A 23,693-nucleotide genomic window follows, 5' to 3' on the forward strand; every position below is an offset into this window, starting at 1 on the left:
TTTGGGAAATTCTTATCTTTGCACGATATGGAGTTTACCGCATCGCAGATTGCAGCACTGATCAATGGAAAAATTATTGGCGACGAAAATGCCCTGATTACGGGTGTTTCGCCTATTGAGAGCTGCGAAGAAGGTCATCTTTCCTTTATAGCACAGGAAAGATTTGCAGATTATATAGAAAAAACCAAATGTGCTGTACTGATTGTTTCTGAAAAACTTTTAACCAAAGATTCTTATCCCGTTACCATTATTGCTGTAGATGATGCGTACCTGTCTTTCCAGGTGCTCATGAATCTTTATAACGACATGCAGGGCCGCAAAACAGGCATCGAGCAGGGAGCGGTATTTCATGAAACTGCCAGTGTAGGTGAGAATGTATATGTAGGTGCCTTTACCTGTGTCTCAGAAAAAGTGAAGATCGGGGACGGTAGCCAGATTTATCCGCATGTATATATCGGCAAGAATGTGAAGATTGGCAAAAACTGCATTATTTACAGTGGCGTAAGGATTTATGATTACTGCGTGATTGGCGATAACTGTGTCATCCATTCAAATACCGTCATCGGTTCGGATGGCTTTGGGTTTCAGGTTACAAAAGAGGGCTACCAGAAGATACCGCAACTGGGCAATGTCGTATTGGGAGACCATGTAGAAATTGGTTCTAACTGCAGTATCGACCGCGGGACCATCGGTTCAACAGTTATCGGTAAAGGTACTAAGATTGACAACCTCATACAGATCGCCCACAATGTTAAGATTGGCGAACACAACGTCATCGCCGCGCAGGCAGGCATCGCAGGCTCTACCACTATTGGCAACTGGAACCAAATTGGTGGGCAGGCCGGTATCGTAGGTCATATCCAAATAGGTAATCAGGTAAGGGTGCAGGCGCAGAGTGGCGTAAACTCCAGTACCAAAGACGGTGAAATCCTTTACGGGTCACCAGCCATCAACGCCAGCGAATATCGCCGCAACTATGTACACTTCCGAAACTTTACCGAAATCGTAAAACGTATTAACAGCATTGAAAAAAGCGCTAAAGATAAAACCAGTGAGTGATAAACAAAAAACCCTGAAAGAGGAAGTCTCCCTATGTGGGATCGGCCTGCATACCGGAAAAGAGGTGACCCTCACCATCAAACCCGCAAAAGAAAACACCGGTTTTGTTTTCGTAAGGACAGACCTTGAAGGCCGGCCGCAGGTAGAAGCAGATGTTAACTATGTAACCACTACAGAACGTGGCACTACGCTGGAGAAACTCGGTGTGCGCATCCATACCTGCGAACACTTGCTGGCAGCGTTGGTGGGCTGTGATATCGATAACGCCTATCTGGAGATGAACAGCGCGGAACCCCCGATTATGGATGGGTCTTCCAAATTTTTCGTAGAAGCCATCGAACGTGCAGGCATTATAGAGCAGAATATCGATCGCGAATATTTAATCGTAAAAGAAGTACTGAATTATACTGACAGCACCACCGGCTCCGAGATTACGATTATTCCATCAGATACTTATGAAGTAACCACGATGGTGGATTTCGGCACCAAAGTTCTTGGTACCCAGAACGCTACGATGAAGGATATTTCTGAATTTAAAGAAGAGATTTCATCTGCCAGAACCTTCAGTTTTTTACATGAACTGGAGATGCTGCTGGATGCTGGACTGATTAAAGGTGGCGACATCTCCAACGCTATCGTATATGTAGATAAAGAACTTACGGCGGATACCTCTGAAAAACTGAAAAAAGCCTTTGGAAAAGACAATGTCGCTATTCGCCCGAATGGGATCTTAGATAACCTTACATTGAACTATCCGAACGAGGCCGCGCGCCACAAACTTCTGGATGTTATTGGTGACCTTGCGCTAGTGGGTGTGAAGATCAAAGGAAAAGTCATCGCCAACAAGCCGGGGCATTTCGTCAACACCCAGTTCGCCAAGAAACTGAACCGCCAGTGGAAACTCCAGAAAAAGAAAAACGTACCGGATATCGATATCCACAAAGAGCCGGTATTTGATATCAATGGCATAATGAGGCTTATGCCACACCGTCCTCCATTTTTATTGATTGATAAAGTGCTGGAACTTTCAGATTCTCATGTAGTGGGTCTGAAGAATGTCACCATGAATGAGCCTTTCTTCGTTGGGCATTTTCCTAAAGAGCCCGTAATGCCTGGTGTACTTCAGGTGGAAGCACTTGCGCAGACCGGCGGTATCTTAGTGCTGGCCAGTGTGCCCGATCCCGAAAACTATTCTACCTACTTTATTAAAATTGATAATGTAAAATTCAAGAAAAAAGTAGTGCCTGGTGATACACTGGTATTTAAGATTGAACTCATTTCACCCATCCGAAGAGGCATTGTGCACATGCAGGGTTACGGCTATGTCGGCGACAGCATCGTAGTAGAAGCTGAGTTGATGGCACAGGTAGCAAAAAATAAAGTGGATTAAATGGTACACCAACTCGCCGCTGTAGATAAGCGCGCAAAAATTAAGAAAAACGTCATTGTGGAGCCATTTACCACTATCGCCGGAGATGTGGAGATTGGCGAAGGTACCTGGATTGGCCCTAATGTAACGATTATGGACGGGGCACGTATCGGTAAAAACTGCCGTATTTTTCCCGGCTCTGTAATTTCAGCAATTCCACAAGACCTAAAATTTGATGGGGAAGATACACAGGTGATTATTGGCGATGGCACTACCGTTCGCGAAAGTGTAACCATCAACCGCGGCACCAAAGCCTTAGGCTACACAAAAATCGGCAATGACTGCCTGATAATGGCAACCTCACACATCGCACATGACTGTGTTTTGGGCAATGGTGTCATCATCGTAAATGGCTGTGGTATTGCCGGACACGTAGAAATTGGTGACTATACTGTGATGGGTGGCCTTTCAGCCGTACATCAGTTTGGTAAGATCGGTAAACATGTAATGATCTCCGGTGGAACGTTGGTTCGTAAAGATATACCGCCATATGTAAAAGTAGCGCGAGAACCTATGACCTATGCCGGCATCAATTCTGTTGGGCTGCGCCGCCGTGGTTTCAGTAATGATAAGATTTTTGAGATCCAAACCATCTACCGCGCCATCTTCCAGATGAAAATGAATGTTTCGCAGGCCGCCAGCTATATCGAAAAAGAGATGTTGCCCACTGTAGAACGCGATGAGATCCTCGAATTCATAAAAAATTCCCCGCGTGGTATCGTAAAAGGCTACGGAACGGGTAAAGAATAATATCACTATTAAATTATAAATAAACTCAAAAAACCTACATGGCAACAAGCAACGATATTAAAAAAGGAATGTGCATTGAATATAGCAATGACATTTTTAAAGTAATTGAATTTTTGCACGTAAAACCCGGCAAAGGGCCCGCTTTCGTTCGAACCAAGATGAAATCCGTCACCAATGGTAAAGTTCTTGATAATACTTTTTCCGCCGGTCATAAAATTGATGAGGTAAAGGTCATTACCCGTAAATTCCAGTACCTGTACGATGATGAAAACGGATTCCATTTCATGAATAATGATGATTTTTCACAAATCTACCTGAACAAGGAGATGATAGAAAATGCACAGTTTATGAAAGCTGGCGAAGAAGTGACCATCATTCTGAAAGAGGCGGATGAGATGCCACTTTCGGCGGAAATCCCACCCACTGTATATCTTGATGTGATAGAAGCAGACCCTGGAGTGAAAGGGAACACCGCTACCAACGCACTGAAAAATGCCATCGTAGAAACCGGAGCGCGTGTGATGGTTCCTCTATTCATCGAGGCTGGTGATAAAATTAAAGTGAATACCGAAGACGGTACTTATTTGGAGCGAGTTAAATAAATAATGCGATCACACAGGTTTATATGACCTTTAATCAACCCCAAACTTTAAAGAACATTTCAGAAATCATCGGTGCCCGAATGGTGGGTGCTGATGATTTTCCTGTATTGGGTACCAATGAAATCCATCGGGTGAAAGCCGGTGAAATCGTGTTTGTAAATCACCCGAAGTATTACGATAAAGCACTAAATTCCGCTGCAACCGTCATTCTGATTGATAAAGAAGTGCCTTGCCCCATCGGAAAGGCTTTGCTGGTTTCTGATGATCCTTTTCGCGATTTCAATAAAATAAATACCCATTTTACCCGTCTCACTCACTTTACCGAGGAACTCCACGACCTTGAAGTAGGTGAAGGCACACATATTCATCCCACCGCGGTAATCGGAAATGATGTGAAGATCGGTAAGAACTGCCTTATTTATCCGCATGTGGTAATTGGTGATCGTACGGTGATTGGCGACAATGTCATCATCCAGAGCAATACCGTAATTGGTGGCGACGCGTTTTATTACCGAAAACTTAACGGTAATTTCGACCGGCTGATCTCTGTCGGGAACATAGTCATCGAAGATAAGGTGGAGATCGGGAACGGCTGTACCATTGACCGTGGCGTTACAGATGCTACAGTGATTGGCGAGGGTTCAGTTTTAGATAATCAAATTCAGATCGGCCATGATACCATTATTGGCAAAAAGGTGTTGATCGCCTCACAGACCGGCATTGCAGGCTGCTGCATCATCGAAGATGAGGTCACCATCTGGGGACAGGTCGGTATGGCTTCTGGTGTACATGTGGAAAGCGGCACGGTGATACTGGCGCAGTGCGGTGTGAACCGAAGCCTTAAAAAAGGCACCTATTTCGGGCCCCTTGCGGAGGAATTCAAGCAGTATTTGAGAAAGGAGGTAAAACTTAAAAATCTGGAATAGAAGTGAACCCTGAAATCAATATTATTAAGTAATTTTGTAATCAGCACTTAAAAATAAATTATAAAACATAAACATGTCAGTATTAGTAAACAAAGATTCTAAGGTAGTTGTACAGGGTTTCACCGGTAACGAGGGAACTTTCCATGCACAGCAGATGATCGAGTACGGAACCAACGTTGTAGGTGGCGTTACACCAGGAAAAGGCGGTTCTGAACATTTAGGGAAACCAGTGTTCAACACCGTGGCAGATGCGGTAGAGAAGGCAGGCGCCAATGTGTCCATCATTTTTGTACCACCGGCGTTTGCTGCCGATGCGATCATGGAAGCCGCAGACTCCGGCATCAAAGTAATCGTATGTATTACCGAAGGGATCCCTGTGGAAGATATGGTAAGAGTAAAAGCTTATATCGCTGACAGAGACACCCGCCTTATCGGCCCTAACTGCCCGGGAATCATCACTTCAGAGGAAGCCAAAATCGGTATCATGCCAGGATTTGTATTCAAAAAAGGCAGAGTAGGCATCGTATCCAAATCGGGTACTTTAACTTACGAAGCGGCAGATCAGGTAGTAAGAGCAGGTTACGGAGTTTCTACCGCAATCGGTATCGGTGGCGACCCAATTATTGGGACTACAACCAAGGATGCGCTGGAGCTTTTCATTAACGATCCTGAAACTGATGCAGTTGTAATGATTGGTGAAATCGGCGGTAGCCTGGAAGCTGAAGCTGCAAGATGGTATAAGGAAAGCGGTTCTACAAAGCCTGTAGTAGGTTTCATCGCAGGGCAAACTGCTCCGAAAGGCCGTACGATGGGCCACGCAGGCGCTATCGTAGGCGGGGCAGAAGATACCGCACAGGCTAAGATGGCCATCATGCGCGAGAACGGTATCAACGTAGTAGATTCACCTGCTGAAATTGGTTCTACAGTAGCTAAAATTTTAGGTTAATAAAACTCGCCTAACTGCAAGATTATAATTGCGGGTGTACATCATCGGCACCCGCAATTTTTATATACCTTTGCCTTATAAACATACAAAAATGAAAAAAAACTATTCCTAACCTCAGCACTTTGTGCAGCCACCATGCTGTCTGCGCAGATTGATCTCAGAAACACCCGTTTCGGTCTTACAGGCGGCGCCACTTACTCCCGAATCACCAACGCACACAACCCATCCGGACCTATTTTTTCTGGTTTTGGCGGTATACTGGCCTTAATTCCTATTGATAATAATGATCAGTTTTATCTGCAACCCGGCGTAGAATACCTGGGAGCGGGCGAAACCGGTAAAGACAAAGATGCCAAAGGCTATCCGGGGTACGACGCGGTATATGCAAACCATTACCTTAGTGTACCGGTATATTTCAAAGGTTATTTTTCAGAAGCGGAATCTGAATTTTTCGCTATGGCCGGCCCGAAGTTCAATTTCCTGATGAGCCAAACCATTAAAGATGCACCACAACGCTATACCGAAGAAGGGGAAGGCGAGGTGAACGGCAAAGCCTCATCTTTTAATTTTGCGGTAGGTTTTGGGTTTGGTTTTTCTTTCCGACGCCAATTAGAGGTAACAGCACGTTACGATTTGGGCCTCAGCAATACCTACAAAGGCTTGATGAGCGAAAACGGCAGCGACCCCAATATCGCGAAGAAAAAAACCGAGCAGGTTTTCAGCCTAGGACTAAGCTACATTTTTCAATAAGCGCAATTATATTATACAAATCCCATCAATCTGCATTGATGGGACTTTTTTTATATAAGTTGTGTAAATCCGTTCCGTTTTCGGCGTAAGATTCTTCGTTGACCTATCAGGTCACACCTTATTTTGGGTTGTAATATTTGTCGAAAAGCAGTTTATAATTACTACCCATACTTTTTCATCAACCGGTGATCTTTCTATGGCTGGAATGTAATTGAAGAAAACCACCGAACTCTTCTGGGCGTCATAAATCATGGCGTAGGTAGAAGTAGTCGATTTTATTGGGACTTGCGTGTACATTCCCATGGTCAGAATGCCTATACCAATACCTTTCATCACTTGGTTCCCATAATTGTTTTTTCTGCGTGCAAAACCTGTATTTACCATACACAGCACAAATCTCTGCTGCTCGGTTTTTAACAACGAATCCATTAATGGGGTTGTTTTTACAGTCTCAATTTTATTGGTTTTACGGATCTCGCTTATGGTTTTCAGAAGGTCATTTTCCAAACGCATTTTCAGTTTGGGATCGGTGACGTCAATACGCTTGCCAATTCTTGGCTGATTTGAACTGACGATAATAGAATCTAATATTGCAGTAGAAACCTGTGAAAGAGAATCATTTATTTTAGCCTGATTTCCCTTCTGGATCAGATGTATGATTGAAATAGGCTCATGATAAGCGATATTTTGTAATTCGGCAGGAGTGATGTTCTTATTTGTAATTAGGGTAGAGGCACAAGAGCTTAGCAACAAAACGGCAAAGCTAATAAGGAAAGGTTTTTTCATAGGGTTATTTTATGTAATTTCGACCTAACCAAGTTACTGAAAATAAAAATACTACAGTAAAAACATTCCTAATTAAAAGTACCTTAACTCCTAATCCACTTCCAGATCTCCTTCGCGCTGGCTTTGTTGCCATACATCAGGATGCCTACACGGTAGATTTTGGCGGCGAGAAAAACCATCAAAAAAGTAAAAATAACCAGTAGCACTATTGAAAGTGCGATCTGCCAGCCCGGCACGCCGAACGGTATTCGTGCCACCATCGCTACCGGTGACGTGAATGGAATGATGGAGAGCCAAAACCCGAGCGGCCCTTCCGGATTATTGATAATGGTAAAACTGCCGTACATCCCTATCATTAAAGGGATAACGGCGAAAAGTGTGAACTGCTGCGTCTCGGTTTCATTATCTACAGCCGAACCAATGGCCGCGTACATCGAACTGTAAAAGATATATCCTAACAGGAAAAACATGATGAAGACGAAAATGATCAGCGGGACATTCATATCCAGCAAAATATTCGATATCTCTCCTGCCATTTGCTTGAAATCAAGTTGCTGTACACTTTCCGCAGCTGCTCCCGCGGTTGGGATCCGCTGTTGAAGAGCGGTGAAACCGGTGTTCAGGAATATTGCACCCAATACCGACATGCTGATCCATACACTGAACTGCGTAAGCGCTACGAGTGTTACACCCAGTATTTTGCCCATCATCAACTCAAATGGTTTTACGGAGGAGATGATGATTTCTACCACGCGGTTGTTCTTCTCTTCCAGCACGCTGCGCATCACCCTTACACCATAGATGATGATAAACATGAATACCGCGTACATCAACACCATACTGAGGCCAGATTTTACGCCGAAATCCAAGTCCGAATCAGCTGTTTTGTTATCAACGATATTTTGTGTCTGAAGCTGAAAGTTTTTATCAAGGTCCCGGATCTCGTCTTCAGATATGTGTAGGTTTTTTATCTTTTCCTGGCGTATAACGCGGGAAAGATCGGCGCTGATGGCAAGTTTGGTTTCTAAACCTATTTTTTTATTAAGTAAAAGCTTGGTTTCTTTTTCAAGCGTTTGATAATTAGCGTCTTGAAGTTTTGGGATAATCAGCAAACCCTCAATCTCTTCCATGTCTTTCAGCGTGCTTACCAATGCCTTCTCGTTGGCTGGCGGTACAAAGGTATAGGTAAGGAGTTTACTGTGCGGCAGTTTCTGTTCAAAAAGGCCGCTTTTATCAATCACATAAAACGTGCTCGAACTTTCGTTGGCTTTAAACATCAAAGAAATCATCATTCCGAAACCCAATACCAGCAATGGCGCCAGTAAAGTGAGCAGTATGAAGGATTTTTTCTTTACCTGTGTTAGATATTCACGTTTTGTGATGAGAAAAATATTTTTCATTAGCATAAAGATAATTTAATAAAGCCCATTAGTCTTGATTTACCACTCGCGATTCATCATTCACCACATACGGTTTCCCCACAGCGTTGATGAATACTTCATTCATACTCGGGATTTTTTCATCGAACGAACGTATCTTGCCCATCTTCATAAGTTCCTGCAACAGTATATTTTGGTCTGCAGTATTATGAAGGTCAAATGTCACCAAGCCATTTTCTTCAGAGAAATTCATTAGATGTTCTTGCCTTCTAAAGATTTCAAACTTGGCGGCATCCGTTTCCGAGAGCGTAACGCTGAAGATGTTTTTTTTATGTTGTTCGCGCACATCAAACACCTTTCCGTCAAGTATCTTCTTAGACTGGCTGATCAGTGCCACATAATCGCACATTTCCTCTACGCTTTCCATGCGGTGCGTCGATAGAATGATCGTCGTGCCGTTATTTTTTAGGTTCAGTATCTGGTCTTTGATGAGGTTGGCATTCACAGGGTCAAAACCAGAGAAAGGTTCATCCAGAATCAGCAGCTTCGGCCGGTGCAGCACTGTAACCACAAACTGTATCTTCTGCGCCATCCCTTTAGAAAGTTCACTCAGTTTTTTCTTCCACCACTGGTCGATCTGCAACTGCTCGAACCAATATTTCGCCTGTGACAGCGCGTCGGTACGGCTCATCCCCTTCAACTCCCCGAAATACAGGATCTGGTCGCCCACCGACATGTTTTTATAAAGCCCACGCTCTTCCGGCATATAACCGATATTGCGGATGTGCAGCGGATTTAGCCTTTCACCATTGATGAGAATATGGCCGCTGTCCGCCTGCGTAATCTGGTTGATGATTCTGATGAAAGTAGTCTTCCCCGCGCCATTCGGGCCTAAAAGTCCATAGATACTGGCTTCAGGGACATGAATCGAGAAGTTCTCGAGCGCCAGTTTTTTGCCGGCGTTGTAGGTTTTCGTTACATTTTCTGCTCTAAGCATCAAAAAAAATATTTAAATATAAGTCTGCCAGTTCCGTTGAAAGTTACGCTTTATCCCGAAGAATCTTCAGTAGCCGGGAACCTGCTTTCCGCTATATCTTTTTCTCCTCGTTCCTCGTCAAAAAAGGATGCCGCTGCAATCAGGGCTAGGGATTTGCGTTCTGTAAAGACTGGTGAGGGCCAATCCTATGGCGCAGGCCTTAAGCCGAAATCTATTGGTCCTGAAGCTGATGCTCCCGGTAAAAATCAGCCGCTTCCGCGATCACGCCATCCATTTCCTCCAGCGTGAACACCTCCAGGAACTTCCGCCGGAAATCTTTGAAATGCGGGATCCCACGGAAATAATTGCTGTAATGCTGTCGCATCTCGATAAGACCAAGGCGTTCACCTTTCCATTCCGCGCTCCACTCGGCGTGTTGGCGTACCGCCTCTAGTCGCTGGGTGATGGTAGGTTCAGGCAATTTTTCGCCTGTCGCAAAAAAATGTTTGATCTCATTGAAGATCCACGGATAACCAATCGCGCCCCGACCGATCATGATGCCGTCGCAGTCGTATTTTTGCTTGTACTCCAGTGCTTTTTCGGGGGAATCTACGTCGCCGTTCCCGAAAATAGGGATTTCAATATTTGGGTTGTTCTTCACTTTCGAGATATATTCCCAGTCCGCCTCACCTTTGTACATCTGCGAGCGTGTCCTGGCATGGATGGTAAGCGCTTTGATGCCCGTTTCCTGAAGGCGTTCCGCAACTTCCATAATATTGATGGTCTCGGTATCCCAGCCAAGGCGGGTTTTCACCGTCACCGGAAGATGGGTGGAATTCACCACAGCTTTCGTAAGGCGGATCATGAGGTCGATGTCTTTCAGCACGCCGGCGCCGGCGCTTTGCAGACTACTTTTTTCACCGGGCAACCGAAATTGATGTCCACCAGGTCGGGGTTTACTGTCTCTACGATTTTAGCGGAAAGTGCCATCGCTTCCTCATCGCCACCAAAAATCTGTATGCCCACAGGTCTTTCGTAATCGAAAATGTCGAGCTTTTTACGGCTTTTCATGGCATCGCGGATGAGACCTTCAGAAGAAATGAATTCTGAATACATCATGTCGGCGCCGTGCAGTTTGCAGAGGCGGCGAAAGGGTGGATCGGAGACGTCCTCCATAGGTGCAAGCAGCAAGGGGAACTCCGGCAGTTCTATATTCCCGATTTTTATCATGCTGCAAAGATACCATTTATAGAAGAATTGGGCGAGCGGAAGTTTTTGCTACCTGTGCCAAGTAGTGAGAAGTAATCATTACTTTATTTTTTGCCGTTGCATAGGATGGGGAGAGGTACCCGCGGCCGCGATTGTAGCGTAAATCCTTTTGGCGGCACGCCAGTGCCGCCAAAAGATTGCAGCGGAAAGCGCGAGATGCCGCCCAAAATCCTCAGGAAATCTTAGTCGAAATCGTGGTGCGTATCGTCTTTGGAGTTTCGGTGCACGAACCACATACCGATGGTAAGTCCCACAACGCCTGCAACAGCTGTCATCAGGGCACGTTCAAGCCGGTCGGGTAAATCATTACCGACATAATTCATCAGGAAAAGGATGGTGAAGGTGATGACTGCGATCACCAGGAATTTTTTACTTTTTATATCCATTTTATAATCTATAAGAAATCATGAGGCCCCCGCGATACGGAATCCACTCGCCGCTGCGGTTTAGATCCCGGGTGGGATCGGTATCATAACGTACGCCCAATGTTTTGTGATAGCCCCGGTAGAAACTCTGCATTGTGCCGGCACCTATAAATAGATCAAGGTTCCAGTTTTCATTAAGTTGCCATTGATAGCCTGCAACGGCACCGATAGATAGGCTAAACCCATCCTGATAAAGGTCTGAAATTGCGTAAATGGGTGAATCTTCCGTAAACTGGTAACGCGCGTCGCCCCAGTAGTTCCATTTCTGGACTATGAAGCGTGCAGCGGAAATATTGGCACCTACATACCAATGTGTAAAGGCTTTATTAAAATAGTAACGGCCATCAAAACCCACCATATAAACCTGAGCGTATTTGCCGCCAAAAGATTTCCAGGGCGAGATAAAAACATCAGCCTGAAGCGTTGTTTTTTTACTGATCTGATATTCCGCTCCCACATTTATCACCCCGATAGGTAGAAACAGTGTGTTGGCTTTTACAAATATCTGCTTACGCGTGCTCGTAGAATCTTGTGCTTGTACAATAAAAGGTGAGTAGAGCGATGCTGCTATGATAAAAAGGAATTTCTTCAAAAGAATTATTTTAAGCTTTCAAGAAGTTTTATGGCTAACGAAGCATCTTTGCCTTGGTTTTCGGCCAGCTTTTTTGAGGTTTCAGCATACATTTTGGCGTTGTCTTTTTTACCGTTTTTAGCATATAGTTTTGCCAGGATATAGGTATTCTCAACTGTTTCTGAACGCATGACCGATTTTTCGGCCCATTCTTCTGCTTTCTTCAGAGAGGCTGGGGTCGTAACATGCTCACTGAAAAGCCATGCCGCGCGCAAAAGTTCTTCCGGATCGAAGTTTTCCGGGGTTTTATAATATTGCAGAGCGGCTTTTTCATACTCCGCAAAGCGTCCGGCACTTGCGTACACGATGATTTTTGTGCGGTTCAGCGCGGTTTCGGCTTCTGCTTTTCCCACCAGCGGAATGGCTTTTTCATAGAAATAATCATCATTAATCAATCCGGTTTTTTGGTCGAAGGCCTCTTCCATAATATGGGAAATCTTAATATTGGTATCAAACTGATGGTAAATATCTGCTGACATCAGATTGATGATTTCTGGCTTTCGGGCTACAAAAGTTTTGTAATTAACATCAGTCGGCGACTTTGTGAAATATAGTAAAATACCGAGTTCATCTTTGGTTAAAGGCTGGTTTTTCTTTACCTCAAAAAATCTTTCAGAGGCTTTTTGGGCCAATGGGAAATCGCTCTGTGAGTAAAGTTGCATCATATTGAGAAGAAACTCCGGCGAAGACGCTCCTTTTTCGAACAACTCTTTGATGGAGGCCGTAGCCAATTTCGGGTCGCTGGCTTCTTTCGCGAATGCCAAAAAAGCTTCTTCGGCCATATAACCAAAAGTTTGCTTCACCACTTCACCATCACCATTCAAGAATAAGAAGGCAGGGTAGGAGCGGATGCCGTATTTGCGTGCGATGTCAATTCCTTCCCCTTTTTCCATATCGAAGCGGGCATTAATGAAATGGGCGTTATAAAAACTGCGTACGGCTGGCAGCGTGAATACATTTTTCTCCATCATCTTGCATGGGCCGCACCACACGGCAAAAGCATCAAGAAAGACCAGTTTTTTCTCTGTTTTGGCTTTCGCGAGGATGTCTTTAAAAGTGCCTTGCTCAAACCGGATGCTTTCCTGAGCGAATATTGATAAGGAAACTGAAAATATAATAAGTGTGAATAATCTTTTCATGAAATGCGAAAATTTAGTGCGAAGATAATTATAATATATTTTAAGGGAAATTTCTGATTGGCCGTTTATTTTGCAATGAAGCTTTATAACGTGTTTTTTTAATTTAAATGATGTACTGCGGGCATAAAAAAACCTTTCAGTTTTTGCTGAAAGGTCTTGTGATTATTCGGGTTTATAACCGTCTTTTAAAGTAACTGTTCTGTTGAAAACCAATTTATCTGTGGTAGAATCTCGGTCTTTGGTGAAATAACCGATACGCTGGAACTGATAATGTTGTCCGGTTTCTGCATGCTGAAGACTTGGTTCGGCAAATCCCTGTACGGTTTTCAATGAATTCGGGTTGATGAACTCCATGAAATCTTTTTCCTTCTCGGCATCTGGCTGAGGAATCGTGAAAAGACGCTCGTAGATGCGCACCTCAATCGGCAATGCGTGATTAGCCGACACCCAATGAAGCGTACCTTTTACTTTCCTGAGGCTTTCTTCGGTACCGCTGCCCGATTTGCTTTTGGGGTCGTAGGTGGCGTAGATGGTGGTGATTTCGCCGTTTTCATCCTTATCTACCCGTTCTGCCTTGATGATGTAGGCGGATTTCAGACGAACTTCGCCGCCAAGCTTTAAGCGGAAAAATTTATTGTTGGCTTCTTCTTTGAAATCTTCACGTTCGATATACAGTTCGCGCGAGAAGGGAATCTGGCGTGTGCCTGCATGTTCATCTTCAGGGTTGTTTTCTGTCTCCAGCCATTCTTCGGCATTCTCAGGATAATTTTCAATGACGAGTTTTACCGGATCTACCACAGCCATTACGCGGGTAGCGTTTTTATTTAGATCTTCGCGCACGAAGAATTCGAGCAGTTGTATATCAATAAGGTTCTCTCTTTTGGCGACGCCTACTCTTTCAATAAAATTTTTGATGGCTGTAGGGGTATAGCCCAGTCTTCGCATTCCCGAAATGGTAGGCATACGCGGATCGTCCCAGCCGGTAACGGCTTTTTCGGCGACCAGACGTTGCAGTTTTCGTTTAGAGGTGATCATGTATGAGACATTCATCCGTGCAAATTCACGCTGTTTGTTGCGCACATTATCTTCATCATATACCTGATCGAGGTACCAGTCGTAAAGTGGGCGGTGGTTTTCGAACTCGAGCGAGCAGAGGGAATGTGAGACTTGTTCGATATAATCAGATTCTCCATGTGCCCAATCGTACATCGGGTAAATCTTCCAGGTTTCGCCCGTACGGTGGTGGGGCCTTTTCAGTATGCGGTACATCACAGGGTCGCGCATGTTCATGTTAGGCGATGTCATGTCGATTTTGGCGCGCAATGACATGCTGCCTTCCTCAAATTCGCCATTTTTCATCCTTTCAAAAAGTGCTAAACTTTCAGCAACCGGGCGGTTACGGTAAGGAGACTCGATGCCGTCTTCAAAGGGGTTTTTGCGCTGCGCGGTAATTTCTTCGGAAGATTGTTCGTCCACATATGCTTTCCCGTCTTTAATCATTTGTACGGCCCATTCGTAAAGTTGCTGAAAATAATCTGATGCATACAGCTCTTTATCATAATGGAAGCCCAGCCAGTCGATATCCGCTTTAATAGAATCTACAAACTCCTGTTCTTCTTTTTCGGGGTTGGTGTCATCAAAACGCAGGTTTACGGGTGCGCCATATTTTTCTCCCAAACCGAAATTAATGCAGATGGCTTTGGTGTGGCCGATGTGCAAATACCCATTCGGCTCGGGCGGGAACCGGAAGCGCAGTTTTTCTTTAGGAAAACCGTTGGCTAAATCATCTTCAATGATTTGTTCGATAAAATTGAGGGATTTTTTCTCTTCTTCCATGGACTGTTCTTGTATAGTGGCAAATTTACGATTCTTTCATGATTAATTATACCCATGCACCTGTTTTTAAAATAGATGTTGGGAAATGGGTACCCTTTATAGTATATTTCAGTATTTATTGCAGCTAAATTCATGTTTTGGTTATGATTAATGAGGTGAATCTGCAGTAATCTTTAATTTTTATATATTTGATAGCGCATAAAAACTTCCGAAACTTTCCTTGAAATAACCTAAAAACCGATTACTATGAAAACTGCATTGTTAACCGTTCTTGCACCACTTATGCTTTTTGCACAGGCACAACCGGAAGAAATGAATATCGTGAAGACAAACGTTACTGCGTACGCCTTCCGAAACATCAACGTTACATACGAAAGGGTGATTAACAGAACATTTTCACTCTCGCTCAGTTATGGCACTGTACCGAAAGGGTCTATTCCTTACAGCGGCAACTTGCTGGATGATACAGAGTTCTCTAACGCGAAAGTTTCACAGTCACAATTCACACTTGAACCCAGGATCTATCTCGGACAGGGGTATGGCAAAGGTTTTTATCTGGCGCCCTATTACCGCCACACAAAAATAGATATAGAGGAAGTGACTTATGATGTGGATTATGAAACCGGCAGCGTGCCGACCAGAATAACCGGAAACGCCAACGGTAACAGTGGTGGCTTGATGGTGGGTGCACAATGGTTTTTGGGGCAAACATCCCAGTGGGTGCTTGATTTTTGGATTATTGGCGCGCACTACGGTAACGGAAAGGGAGATTTACGTGCTGCCTCACCACGGCCACTGACTCCCATGGAACAGGCAGAACTTCAAAGAGAGATTGAAAATCTTGATATTCCGTTTGTGGAATATACGGTAAGCACCGATGCTACCGGCGCCAACATTCGGTTGGATGGTCCTTGGGCGGGCATTCGTTCAGGTTTGTCGGTGGGATACAGGTTTTAGAACTTTATATTTGGTAATAATAAAGTTTTAAGGTTTCATCCATAGTTCATCTCTTTCAAGGCATAAAGGGCTGTTGAAATTATTAGTGAAAAGCCCACCTGTGCCCAGTCCCTGTGGGATTTTAGCATTTTTCGTAAAGGTGTATTGTGCAATAGCGTTCAAGCCGATGTTGCTTTCGAGCGCTGAGGTAATCCACCAACCGATTTGCTGTTCCTCAGCGAGCGAAATCCATTCATCAGAACCCGAAAACCCGCCAACCAAGGAAGGTTTTAAAATAATATACTGCGGCCTGATGGCTTCTAGAAGTGCTTTTTTATCCTGATAGTGTACCACCCCAATAAGTTCTTCATCCAAAGCGATAGGCACAGGGGTTGTGGCGCAAAGTTCCCGCATCTGTTCGCGGTTGCCAGCTTTGATAGGTTGCTCGATGGAGTGGATTTGTAATGCCGCGAGTTCATGCAGGACGTGCCGCGCTTCATCGGTACTAAATGCACCGTTGGCATCCACACGAAGTTCGAGTTGGTCTTTTGGGAACTGTAACCGCAGCTCCTCCAGTATTTTCTTTTCTGATGGCCAGTCTGTACCGATTTTCAGTTTCAGGCAGTGAAAACCGGCGGCAAGTTTCTCTTCGATCTGCTTTTGCATAAAACTGGCACTTCCCATCCAGATCAGGCCATTGATGTTTATAGAATCCTGCCCTGCCGTAAATTTGCTGGGAAAGTATAGCGTATCACCATGCTTTAAATTAAGCATTGCCTGTTCATAACCGAACCAGATAGAAGGGTAGTGGCGGAGTTCTTTTTGCAGAAATGTTTCATCAGCGTTGATGTTTTCGCAAAGCCATTGCAGTTTGTCTTCGTAATCGGGTACATCATCATGGCTTAGTCCCCGGAACAGGCCACATTCGCCCACACCGGTTTTGCCTTCATTGCTTACTTCAAGGATAAAGGTTTCCTTAGTTTGTAAAACGCCACGGGAGGTGCCACCAGGACGTTTGAATTTTAATATGTGAGATTTGAATTTTGCGGTCATTTATTTTTGCTGCTGCATGAACTCCTCTGCTTTTTCTACCATTTTTCGGCTTCCGCAGAAGAATGGTACGCGCTGGTGAAGTTCGGTAGGTTCAATTTCAAGGATTCTGCGGTAACCATCGGTACATTTTCCGCCGGCCTGTTCTGCCAAAAATGCCATCGGATTGCATTCATACAACAACCGGAGTTTACCATGCGGGGATTGTGCGGTAGAGGGATAAATGTAAATGCCCCCTTTGATCATGTTTCTGTGGAAATCCGATACCAAGCTGCCGATATATCGCGAAGTATAAGGGCGGTCGCCTTCTTCAAGCTGGCAGTATTTGATGTAATTCTTTACGCCTTGCGGAAATTTGCTGTAATTACCTTCATTGATTGAGTAAATTTTGCCATTCTCCGGGAATTTCATGGATGGATGCGAGAGATAGTATGTTCCCAAACTTGGGTCTAACGTGAAACCATTCACGCCGTTGCCTGTTGTGTAGACAATCATGGTAGATGAGCCGTAGACCACGTATCCCGCCGCGATTTGGTTGATGCCTTTCTGCAGGAAATCTTCGAGCGCTACGGGCGTTCCGGGTTCAGTGACGCGGCGGTAGATAGAAAAAATAGTCCCTACAGACACGTTGACATCAATGTTTGAAGAACCGTCGAGCGGATCAATCAGTACCACGTATTTGCTGAGGTGCGCATTGCAGGAAGCGTGTATTTCGATAAAATCATCATTTTCTTCAGAGGCGATCCCGCATACCACTTCGCGCTGCGAGAGGGCTTCAATAAAGATTTCATTGGCCAGCACATCCAGTTTCTGCTGTTCTTCGCCCTGTATGTTTTCGTTTCCCGCTTTTCCGATGATGTTGGCAATCCCGGCCTTGTTCACCTCGCGGTTCACGACCTTCGAGGCGAGCCGTATAGCGCTTAGCAAGCGTGATAATTCCCCTGTAGAGTATTGGAAGTCCTCTTGTTTATCAATGATAAATTCCCCGAGTGTCTGAAAATTTTGTTCCGCCATTTTTGTATGTTTACTTTTTCCCAAATTTCGTAAAAAACTTTCAATTCCCACATTTTCTATACTTCTATTTTATTATGGGCAGCGCATTATATCTGGTTTGTCACTTATATAATCCGTGTCACAAAAGATGTGTTTTTCTGTATCCGGAATTAAATTAATAATTTTGAAGGTTGGTTTTACAATAAAAACTGTACAAGACTTTAAATATATTATTGGCTATTAATTACATAGATGAAAATTTTTAAATTTGGAGGTGCCTCGGTAAAAGATGCTGAAGGTGTGAAGAATGTGACAAAAGTGCTGGCTTCCCAGGGGTTCGAGCGTTGTCTGCTGGTGGTATCCGCAATGGGTAAAACCACCAATGCGTTGGAGAAAGTAGTAGAAGATTATTTTAAAAAAGCCGATTATCAGGCAGAAATTGCCAAAGTCAAACAGTATCACCTCGAGATTTCCAATGGTTTGTTTGAGGAAAACCACCCTGTTTTTGAGGATGTTTCGCTATTTTTTGATGATATAGATGCTTTCTTGCGCCGCAACCGTTCTCCGAATTATAATTTCGTGTACGACCAGGTGGTAAGCAGCGGAGAGCTGATTTCATCAAAAATCCTGAGCGAATACCTGAATTTAAAGCAGTTTACCAATACCTGGCTGGATGCGCGTGACTATCTGAAAACCGATTCTACCTACCGTGAGGGTGTGATCGACTGGGTGCAAACACAGCGCAATATTTCGCTTCTTGATGCCTCCAGATGTTACGTTACGCAAGGTTTCATCGCTTCCGAGGGAGATAATTTTACCGTTACGCTCGGGCGCGAAGGTTCCGATTATTCAGCGGCGGTCTTTGCTTACGGCCTGGATGCGGAAGCCATGACGATCTGGAAGGATGTGCCTGGCGTGATGACCGGCGATCCACGCAAATTTGAGGATGTTTCGCTTTTATCACATATTTCATACGAAGAAGCCATTGAAATGGCGTATTACGGCGCATCTGTCATTCACCCAAAAACCCTACAGCCACTACAGCAAAAGAATATTCCGTTCTATGTGAAATCTTTCTTAGAACCAGAAAAGCCCGGGACAAAAGTAGGAAACACCGAGGAAAACCGTTTCGAGGAATCTTATATTCTAAAAGAAAACCAGCACTTGCTGCGTATCGCTACACGCGATTTCTCTTTTATTGCTGAGGAGCATTTAAGTCAGATTTTCGCGCAGCTTGCAAAACTTAGGATAAAGATCTCACTGATGCAGAATTCTGCCATTTCCCTGGCGCTTTGCTTGGAGGATAAATACGGTGCGATTGATGAGATGTTGCAGGCGCTACAGCAGGATTTCAGTACCGAAATCATCAGGGATGTCTCGCTTTTCACAGTGCGGAACGCTGATATGAATGACCTCGACCGCTTTTACGTAAATAAAAACATCCTGCTCGAACAAATCGCAAAACGTACCGTTCAGATAGTAACCAACTAACCACCATGAGTCTTATTACAAAAGAGGATCTGATAAAAGTTTCCGGACTGGGCAAACTCGGTTTGCTGAAAAGTCCAGTGGCTGCCGCCATCATGCGACTCACAAAAATCACGGAAGTGAATAAACTTTACGACCTGCTGAAAGATAAGCAGGGCAAAGCGTTTTTCGATGGTTTTGTGCGCGAACGTGGCCTTAAATACATTGTTTTTGAAGAAGATCTTGCCAAAATACCTAAAACAGGCGCGTTTATTTTAGTGTCAAACCATCCGTTAGGCGCAATTGACGGCATTCTGATGACCAAAATCCTTACAGAAATCCGTCCGGATTTTAAAGTGATGGGAAATTTCCTTTTAGAGAAGATCAAGCCGATGGAACCTTTCGTGATTTCGGTAAACCCATTTGAAAGCCGAAAAGAAATCCGAAACAGCATGACGGGTATGCGCGAAACCTTGAAGCATCTGCAGAATGGTGGGTGCGTCGGTATCTTTCCTGCAGGTGAAGTGTCGAACAAGAACAATGCTTTCGGCGAAATCCGCGACCGTGCGTGGGAAAAACCAGCCTTAAAACTCATAAAACACGCAAGAGTTCCGGTGGTGCCGATGTACTTCCATGCCAAAAACAGCCGTCTGTTCTACCGTGCGGCCAAACTTCATCCCGAGTTGCAGACTTTATTGCTCCCAACCGAGATGATGCACAAAAGAGAGAAGCCCATCCGTATCCGCATCGGGAAACCCGTTTCCGTAAAAGTATTGGAGGATCATGATTCTGTAGAGGAGATGGGAGAATTTCTGCAGAAAAAAATCTACATGCTGAAATCTTACTATGAAAAAAGAAAATCTATCGCCGAACACCTGAAACTCCCCAATCTGAAGCTGAACTTTCCGATACTGAAGGCTGGGAATGTGGTGCAGAATATTATTGATGAAACGCCGCCCGAAAATCTGATCGAAGAGATCAGTCAACTGCGCAAACAGGAAAAAATGCTTTTCCGCAACGCAAATTATGAGGTTTACTTCTGTACTTATCAGGAAATACCATCCATCATGCGTGAAATTGGGCGCCAGCGCGAACTTACTTTCCGCCAGATTGGTGAAGGAAGCAATTTGCCTTTCGACCTGGATCATTATGATGAGCATTATCACCACCTTTTCCTTTGGGACGCAGGCCCGCAGAAGCTGGTGGGTGCCTACCGTATGGCGCTGGGGCAAGAGGTGATGAAGAAGCATGGTATTGAAGGTTTTTATACCAGTTCTTTATTTGAATTTGACCCCGAACTGCGGCCTTTCTTCCGCAAAGTCATCGAAATGGGGCGTGCGTATATTTCCGCTGATTATCAGCAAAAGCCGTTACCGCTATTTCTTCTGTGGCGCGGGATCGTACATGTATGCCTCAGAAATCCGGAACACAAATTCCTGATGGGTGGCGTGAGCATCTCGGATAAATTTTCGGAATTTTCAAAATCCCTGATGATTGAGTTCATGCGGTCGAACTATTACGATTCTGCCGTCGCACAGTATATTCATCCTAAAAAAGAATTTAAAGTAAAACTGAAAGACCGCGATAAACATCTCTTCTTTGAGGAAGTTGAGGCGGACCTTAATAAACTCGACAAGATCATTGATGATCTGGAGCCCGAAATGCGCTTGCCTGTTCTGATTAAGAAATACATCAAACAGAATGCGAAAGTGGTTTCATTTAACGTAGATCCCAGTTTTAATGATGCCATTGACGGGTTGATGTACATCCGCATCAGCGATCTTCCGGAGAGTACCATTAAGCCGGTACTTGAGGAAATGAGCGAGCAGATGCGCAATGAAGAAAATAATTGTCCTGAAAATCAGTAAGTTTTTACAGGCTGGTGAAATTTGTTGCCGATAAACTTGCGCCGAATGCATAAAAGTTATACTTTTGCAGCACTTTACTACGGTAATGAAGGCGGTTTCTTAGCTCAGTTGGTAGAGCAATGGATTGAAAATCCATGTGTCCCTGGTTCGATTCCTGGAGAAACCACTAAATAACAATCACTTACAGCGATGTAAGTGATTTTTTTTATTTGGACTAATTGATTGCGGAAGGCAGCACTGAACTGCCTTTTGGCTATAATATCATCGTCAGTTGAATTCTCTTTCTGGCTTCGTCCACCTCGGTTACTTTCACGCTTACGTGCTGATGTAGTTTTACGACTTCATTTACGTCTGATACGAAGCCTTCTTTCATTTGCGAAATATGCACGAGGCCACTTTCTTTGATCCCTAAATCCACAAAACAGCCGAAAGCGGTGATGTTGTTCACGATTCCGGGAAGAATCATTCCGGGTTTTACATCCTTCAGGCTTTTAACGGAAGCATCGAACTCGAATATCCGCGCCGATTTTCTGGGGTCTAAACCAGGCTTTTCAAGTTCTTTAAGGATGTCCCTGATGCCAAGGACGCCTATTGTTTCATTTGCGTACACCTCTGGCTGTATCTGCCTGATTTTTTCTTTATTGCCGACAAGTGCTGTGGTTCTCATACCGAGATCTTTGGCCATTCGCTCTATCAGTGGGTACGCTTCCGGGTGAACAGCAGAATTATCGAGCGGGTTGTCACCATTGACAATTCTTACAAACGCTGCCGCCTGCTGAAAGACTTTTTCGCCCAACCTCGGTACTTTCTTAAGTTGTTTCCGGTCTTTAAAAGGTCCGTTTGCTGTACGGTAATTCACGATGTTTTCGGCCATTTTCTCACCAATTCCCGAAACATAGCTGAGTAATGATTTGCTGGCAGTATTCAGGTTGATACCTACAGAATTCACACATTTCATAACGGTAGCATCCAGTTCGTTTTTAAGTAAAGTTTGATCTACATCGTGCTGATATTGCCCAACACCGATGGATTTTGGCTCAATCTTCACCAGTTCCGCCAGCGGATCAGCGAGTCTGCGACCTATAGAAACCGCGCCGCGAACAGTAACGTCAAATTCGGGGAATTCTTCACGGGCAATCTTACTTGCCGAATATACCGAAGCGCCCGCCTCTGATACCACATAAACCTGTAGCGGTCGCTCGAATGCGATTTTCTTGATGAAAAATTCGGTCTCGCGGCTGGCGGTGCCATTTCCGATGGAGATGGCTTCAATCTGGTACGCATTCACCATCGAACGGATTTTTTTCATCGCCATGCCAGTTTCGTTTTGCGGTGCGTGGGGATAAATGGTTTCATTGTGCAGCAGGTCGCCTTTTTCATCAAGGCACACCACTTTACAGCCGCTACGATACCCGGGATCGATAGCCAGGATTCTCTTTTGTCCCAAAGGTGGTGCAAGCAGGAGTTGCTTTAGGTTTTCAGAGAAGATATCGATGGCTTTGGCATCAGCTTTTATTTTTGCTTCCTGTAGGGTTTCATTGGCAATCGCGGGCTCTAGCAGTCTTTTATAACAGTCTTTAATGGCCAGTGAAATTTGTTCGGCAGTGCCGCTGTGGCTTTTGATTACAGTATTTTCAATCACAGTCAGCGCTTCTTCCTTATCAATGCCGATGTTGGTTTTCACAAAGCCTTCGGTCTCCGCACGGAGCATCGCCAAAAGCCTGTGTGATGGGATGCGGCTGAGGTTTTCTTCCCAATTGAAATACTGTACGAATTTCTGGGCCGCCTCTTCGTCCTTTTTGGTTTTCATCACTTTTGAACTAATGACGGCTTTGCGCTGAAAAAGGCGGCGCAGGTTTTTCCGGATGTAGATGTTTTCATTGATCCATTCAGCGATAATATCCCTTGCGCCCTGCAGTACATCTTCTTCTGTGGAAACTGTATCGCTGAGGTATTTCGTAGCCACTGCTACCACGTCTGTGGGTTTTTGGCTCATGATGATTTTGGCCAAAGGTTCAAGTCCTTTTTCCCGGGCACTGTCGGCTTTCGTTTTTTTTCGTTTCTTGAAGGGTAAATAAAGATCTTCGAGTTCCTGAAGATCAAAACTTGTCTCAATTCTTTGTTTCAGTTCGGCAGAAAGCGCGTTTTGTTCTTCAATGGTATTTAGAATATGCTCTTTTCTCTTTAAGATGACATTGTATTGGGAACTAAGCCGCGCAATCTGCTCAATCTGTACTTCGTCAAGATTTCCGGTGGCGTCTTTACGATAGCGCGAAATAAAAGGGATCGTACAGTCTTCTGATAATAGTTTTAATGTTGCATCTATTTGAAATTGAGTTAGTTGAATGTATTTTTGGATATAGGAGTTCTGATTCATAATGGTTTTAAAAGTTGCTAAAATAATGATTATAGCCCGTAAAAAAAGAACCTCTTCAGCAAGTGTGAGGAGGTCTTACGTAACTGTCTGGAAATAAAA

General features: G+C 44.3%; 19 protein-coding genes, 1 tRNA gene and 2 pseudogenes. 11 read left to right on the forward strand and 11 right to left on the reverse strand.

The window, feature by feature from the left end:
* Positions 1 to 27 precede the first annotated feature (27 nt).
* The 7 genes and pseudogenes from lpxD to CO230_RS02405 all read left to right on the forward strand — a co-directional run.
* Positions 28 to 1,059, forward strand: a complete 1,032-nt coding sequence (gene lpxD, locus CO230_RS02375) for a UDP-3-O-(3-hydroxymyristoyl)glucosamine N-acyltransferase (protein ID WP_122027135.1) — start codon at positions 28 to 30, stop codon at positions 1,057 to 1,059.
* Positions 1,052 to 2,449 (forward strand): bifunctional UDP-3-O-[3-hydroxymyristoyl] N-acetylglucosamine deacetylase/3-hydroxyacyl-ACP dehydratase, encoded by a 1,398-nt coding sequence (locus CO230_RS02380; protein WP_122028861.1) that lies wholly within the window; start codon positions 1,052 to 1,054, stop codon positions 2,447 to 2,449. The genes lpxD and CO230_RS02380 overlap by 8 nt, the downstream gene beginning before the upstream one ends.
* Positions 2,450 to 3,238: an acyl-ACP--UDP-N-acetylglucosamine O-acyltransferase gene (gene lpxA / locus CO230_RS02385; RefSeq protein ID WP_122027136.1), complete on the forward strand. Its 789-nt coding sequence runs from the start codon at positions 2,450 to 2,452 to the stop codon at positions 3,236 to 3,238.
* Positions 3,239 to 3,276: 38 nt separating this feature from the next.
* A complete protein-coding gene (efp, locus tag CO230_RS02390) occupies positions 3,277 to 3,840 on the forward strand; it encodes an elongation factor P (protein ID WP_122027137.1) in 564 nt (187 codons plus the stop codon).
* Positions 3,841 to 3,863: 23 nt separating this feature from the next.
* Positions 3,864 to 4,766, forward strand: coding sequence for an LpxD N-terminal domain-containing protein (locus CO230_RS02395; protein WP_122027138.1), 903 nt, complete (start codon positions 3,864 to 3,866; stop codon positions 4,764 to 4,766).
* A 73-nt stretch (positions 4,767 to 4,839) separates the two neighbouring features.
* Positions 4,840 to 5,712, forward strand: a complete 873-nt coding sequence (gene sucD / locus CO230_RS02400; protein ID WP_122027139.1) for a succinate--CoA ligase subunit alpha — start codon at positions 4,840 to 4,842, stop codon at positions 5,710 to 5,712.
* Positions 5,713 to 5,808: 96 nt separating this feature from the next.
* A pseudogene (locus CO230_RS02405) lies at positions 5,809 to 6,462 on the forward strand (porin family protein); the annotation flags it as partial.
* A gap of 111 nt (positions 6,463 to 6,573) precedes the next feature.
* Here CO230_RS02405 and CO230_RS02410 read toward each other — a convergent pair.
* From CO230_RS02410 to CO230_RS02445, 8 genes and pseudogenes are all read right to left on the reverse strand, one after another.
* Positions 6,574 to 7,248, reverse strand: coding sequence for a hypothetical protein (locus CO230_RS02410; RefSeq protein WP_228438168.1), 675 nt, complete (start codon positions 7,246 to 7,248; stop codon positions 6,574 to 6,576).
* An 83-nt stretch (positions 7,249 to 7,331) separates the two neighbouring features.
* Positions 7,332 to 8,648 carry an ABC transporter permease gene (locus CO230_RS02415; protein ID WP_122027141.1) on the reverse strand — a complete coding sequence of 439 codons (1,317 nt, stop codon included), beginning with the start codon at positions 8,646 to 8,648 and terminating at the stop codon, positions 7,332 to 7,334.
* A 28-nt stretch (positions 8,649 to 8,676) separates the two neighbouring features.
* Positions 8,677 to 9,624, reverse strand: coding sequence for an ABC transporter ATP-binding protein (locus tag CO230_RS02420; protein WP_122027142.1), 948 nt, complete (start codon positions 9,622 to 9,624; stop codon positions 8,677 to 8,679).
* Between the two features lie 211 nt (positions 9,625 to 9,835).
* Positions 9,836 to 10,833 (reverse strand): annotated as a pseudogene (gene dusB, locus CO230_RS02425) (tRNA dihydrouridine synthase DusB).
* A gap of 221 nt (positions 10,834 to 11,054) precedes the next feature.
* Positions 11,055 to 11,258: a hypothetical protein gene (locus CO230_RS02430; RefSeq protein WP_122027143.1), complete on the reverse strand. Its 204-nt coding sequence runs from the start codon at positions 11,256 to 11,258 to the stop codon at positions 11,055 to 11,057.
* A 1-nt stretch (position 11,259) separates the two neighbouring features.
* A complete protein-coding gene (locus CO230_RS02435; RefSeq protein WP_122027144.1) occupies positions 11,260 to 11,889 on the reverse strand; it encodes a DUF3575 domain-containing protein in 630 nt (209 codons plus the stop codon).
* 5 nt (positions 11,890 to 11,894) lie between these two features.
* A complete protein-coding gene (locus CO230_RS02440; protein ID WP_122027145.1) occupies positions 11,895 to 13,067 on the reverse strand; it encodes a thioredoxin family protein in 1,173 nt (390 codons plus the stop codon).
* A gap of 162 nt (positions 13,068 to 13,229) precedes the next feature.
* A complete protein-coding gene (locus tag CO230_RS02445) occupies positions 13,230 to 14,903 on the reverse strand; it encodes a glutamine--tRNA ligase/YqeY domain fusion protein (RefSeq protein WP_122027146.1) in 1,674 nt (557 codons plus the stop codon).
* 246 nt (positions 14,904 to 15,149) lie between these two features.
* Between CO230_RS02445 and CO230_RS02450 the strand changes: the two genes are divergently transcribed.
* The gene (locus CO230_RS02450) at positions 15,150 to 15,860 is read left to right on the forward strand and encodes a DUF3575 domain-containing protein (protein ID WP_122027147.1); all 711 of its coding nucleotides are present in this window, start codon (positions 15,150 to 15,152) and stop codon (positions 15,858 to 15,860) included.
* Between the two features lie 27 nt (positions 15,861 to 15,887).
* Here the strand turns inward: CO230_RS02450 and CO230_RS02455 are convergent, their stop codons facing one another.
* Complete coding sequence (locus tag CO230_RS02455; protein ID WP_122027148.1) at positions 15,888 to 16,892, reverse strand: o-succinylbenzoate synthase; 1,005 nt, start codon at positions 16,890 to 16,892, stop codon at positions 15,888 to 15,890.
* Positions 16,893 to 17,903, reverse strand: coding sequence for a class 1 fructose-bisphosphatase (gene fbp, locus CO230_RS02460; protein WP_122027149.1), 1,011 nt, complete (start codon positions 17,901 to 17,903; stop codon positions 16,893 to 16,895). It lies immediately after the preceding gene.
* 231 nt (positions 17,904 to 18,134) lie between these two features.
* On the opposite strand from fbp, the gene CO230_RS02465 reads away from it, so the two are divergent.
* The 3 genes from CO230_RS02465 (at position 18,135) to CO230_RS02475 (ending at position 21,383) form a co-directional block, all read left to right on the forward strand.
* A complete protein-coding gene (locus tag CO230_RS02465; RefSeq protein WP_122027150.1) occupies positions 18,135 to 19,373 on the forward strand; it encodes an aspartate kinase in 1,239 nt (412 codons plus the stop codon).
* A gap of 5 nt (positions 19,374 to 19,378) precedes the next feature.
* Positions 19,379 to 21,217 carry a lysophospholipid acyltransferase family protein gene (locus CO230_RS02470; protein ID WP_122027151.1) on the forward strand — a complete coding sequence of 613 codons (1,839 nt, stop codon included), beginning with the start codon at positions 19,379 to 19,381 and terminating at the stop codon, positions 21,215 to 21,217.
* A 93-nt stretch (positions 21,218 to 21,310) separates the two neighbouring features.
* Positions 21,311 to 21,383, forward strand: a tRNA-Phe gene (locus tag CO230_RS02475).
* Between the two features lie 87 nt (positions 21,384 to 21,470).
* Here the strand turns inward: CO230_RS02475 and CO230_RS02480 are convergent.
* Positions 21,471 to 23,594, reverse strand: coding sequence for a Tex family protein (locus CO230_RS02480; RefSeq protein ID WP_122027152.1), 2,124 nt, complete (start codon positions 23,592 to 23,594; stop codon positions 21,471 to 21,473).
* Positions 23,595 to 23,693: the final 99 nt, after the last annotated feature.

This window comes from Chryseobacterium sp. 6424, assembly GCF_003692615.1.
GTDB lineage: Bacteria > Bacteroidota > Bacteroidia > Flavobacteriales > Weeksellaceae > Kaistella.